The sequence below is a fragment of the Citrobacter sp. wls718 genome (assembly GCF_005280945.1).
GTDB lineage: Bacteria > Pseudomonadota > Gammaproteobacteria > Enterobacterales > Enterobacteriaceae > Citrobacter > Citrobacter gillenii.
The window spans coordinates 14,213-16,503 of sequence record NZ_SZWV01000015.1; the positions used below are offsets into that span (position 1 = coordinate 14,213).

2 protein-coding genes are annotated in these 2,291 nt (G+C 52.6%); both read right to left on the reverse strand.

Annotation, left to right across the window (positions count from 1 at the left end; all coding sequences use genetic code 11):
• Positions 1 to 42 precede the first annotated feature (42 nt).
• Positions 43 to 1,215 (reverse strand): Obg family GTPase CgtA, encoded by a 1,173-nt coding sequence (gene cgtA / locus FDW95_RS02560; RefSeq protein ID WP_096755518.1) that lies wholly within the window; start codon positions 1,213 to 1,215, stop codon positions 43 to 45.
• Positions 1,216 to 1,230: 15 nt separating this feature from the next.
• Entirely contained in the window at positions 1,231 to 2,196 is a 966-nt protein-coding gene (locus tag FDW95_RS02565) for a DMT family transporter (protein WP_096755517.1), read from the reverse strand.
• Positions 2,197 to 2,291: the final 95 nt, after the last annotated feature.

Genomic DNA, 2,291 nt, shown 5'->3' on the forward strand with positions numbered 1-2,291 from the left:
TGGCCGGATAAGACGCAATCGCGTCGCCATCCGGCACCAGGATTAACGCTTGTAGATGAACTCAACGCCTTCTTCGTCGTCTTCGTCCCAATCTTCATCCCAGTCATCTTCCGCTTCGTCTTCGACTTCAGCGAGCTGCTGACGGTGATAATCGTCCCACATGAACTCCACTTTCTCTGGCTGCTTCGCTTCTTCAGCCTGAACAATTGGGTTCTCAATGATAAACGTCATCACATCCCAGCAAAGATCCTTCACGCCCAACTGACTGGCAGCAGAGATCAGGTAATATTTACCTTCCCAGCCCAGCGCTTCAGCGATCGCTTTCGCTTTCTCTTCCGCTTCGTCTTTGTCCATCAAATCAATTTTGTTGAACACTAACCAACGCGGCTTGGAGGCCAGATCCTGACTGTATTTCTCCAGTTCGCCAATAATAATACGGGCGTTTTCTACCGGATCTGAACCGTCAATCGGATCGATATCGATGAGGTGCAGCAGGACGCGGCAACGCTCCAGGTGCTTCAGGAATCGGATCCCCAGACCCGCGCCTTCCGCAGCGCCTTCAATCAGACCCGGGATGTCAGCAACCACAAAGCTCTTTTCGTTGTCCATACGCACAACGCCCAGACTCGGCACCAGCGTGGTGAACGGATAATCCGCCACTTTCGGTTTCGCTGCAGAGACCGCACGGATAAACGTTGATTTACCGGCGTTTGGCATACCCAACATACCGACATCCGCTAACAGCATCAGCTCCAGCATCAGATCGCGTTTATCGCCCGGCGTACCCATTGTTTTCTGACGCGGAGTACGGTTGACCGAGGATTTGAAACGGGTGTTACCCAGACCGTGCCAGCCGCCTTTAGCGACCATCAGACGCTGACCGTGCTTGGTCATGTCGCCCATGGTTTCGCCCGTGCCCTGATCGATCACACGCGTACCGACAGGCACTTTAATCGTAACGTCTTTACCACGCTTACCGGTGCAATCACGGCTCGCGCCATTCTGACCACGTTCCGCACGGAACGATTTTTCGAAGCGGTAATCGATCAGCGTGTTCAGGTTTTCGTCGGCTTCCAGCCAGACGTCACCACCATCACCACCATCACCGCCGTCCGGACCGCCTCTCGGGATGTACTTTTCGCGGCGGAAGCTGACGCAACCATTACCGCCATCACCTGCAACGACCAGAATCGATGCTTCATCAACAAACTTCATTTTACTCTCCGTAAATCATTCGCCTGAGCGGGGTTGCGAAACCACCGTTTCATGCTTACGTAAACCGCCCCAAATACGATGACCAATGGCGGAATACATCGCGCCCGCAACCACGATAAACGCACCGAGATAACCTAAAAGGTTTAGCATCGGTCTGGCGAAGAAATCGGGCCAGGCCAGTGATAATAAATCTGAAAATAATAACGTAAACAGCGGTGTGAGCGTAATAATGGCGCTCACCTGAGCCGCCTGCCAGCGCGCCATTGCTTCCGCAAGTGCGCCGTATCCTACCAGCGTATTCAGGCCGCAGAATATCAGGCAAGCCAGTTGCCAGTCGCTGAGCTGCGTTATCACACCGGGTTTAGCCAGCGGCAACAACGCGAGCGTACATAAAGTGTACAGTAAAAACAGGATCTGCTGTGATGCCAGGCGACGCAATAACACCTTTTGCGCAACCCCATAGCTCACCCAGACCGTCGCCGCACCCACACCAAAGATCACACCCCAGGTGTAATCAGTGAGTTTGGTAAAAATCTCGATCAGACTGGTATTAAAAAACATCACCAGTCCACTCAGCAGCATTATGGCGCCAATAATCTGCGTACCGCGCATCTTTTCCTTCAGGATAAAGACGCTGGCGACCATCATGCCAACCGGTGACAATTGTCCGATAACCTGCGAAGTCGTTGGGCTCAAATATTGCAAAGATGAACTAAACAGAATGAAGTTACCAAACAGCCCACCGGTGGCGATTGCCAACAGTACCAACCAACGCGCTTTGCGAAAAATACGCAATGGCGGGAGCTTTTTTTTAACCGCAAGAATCGCCCCAAGGCCAATACTTGCCATTAAAAAACGGTAGAACACTACCGTAGGAGGCTCCATCACCTCCAGCACTTGCTTCATCGCTATTGGTAAAGCGCCCCAACAGACTGCCGTCGTCAGCGCTAAAAGAATACCAATACCTGCCTGCTGCTTCATGCCGTATTCCCTGCAAGAGCTCGTTTCCGGGTTGTCACGGCGAGACGAGCATATTTACCGGCCATCGAATGTAAAAAGCCCCGCAACACGTTGCG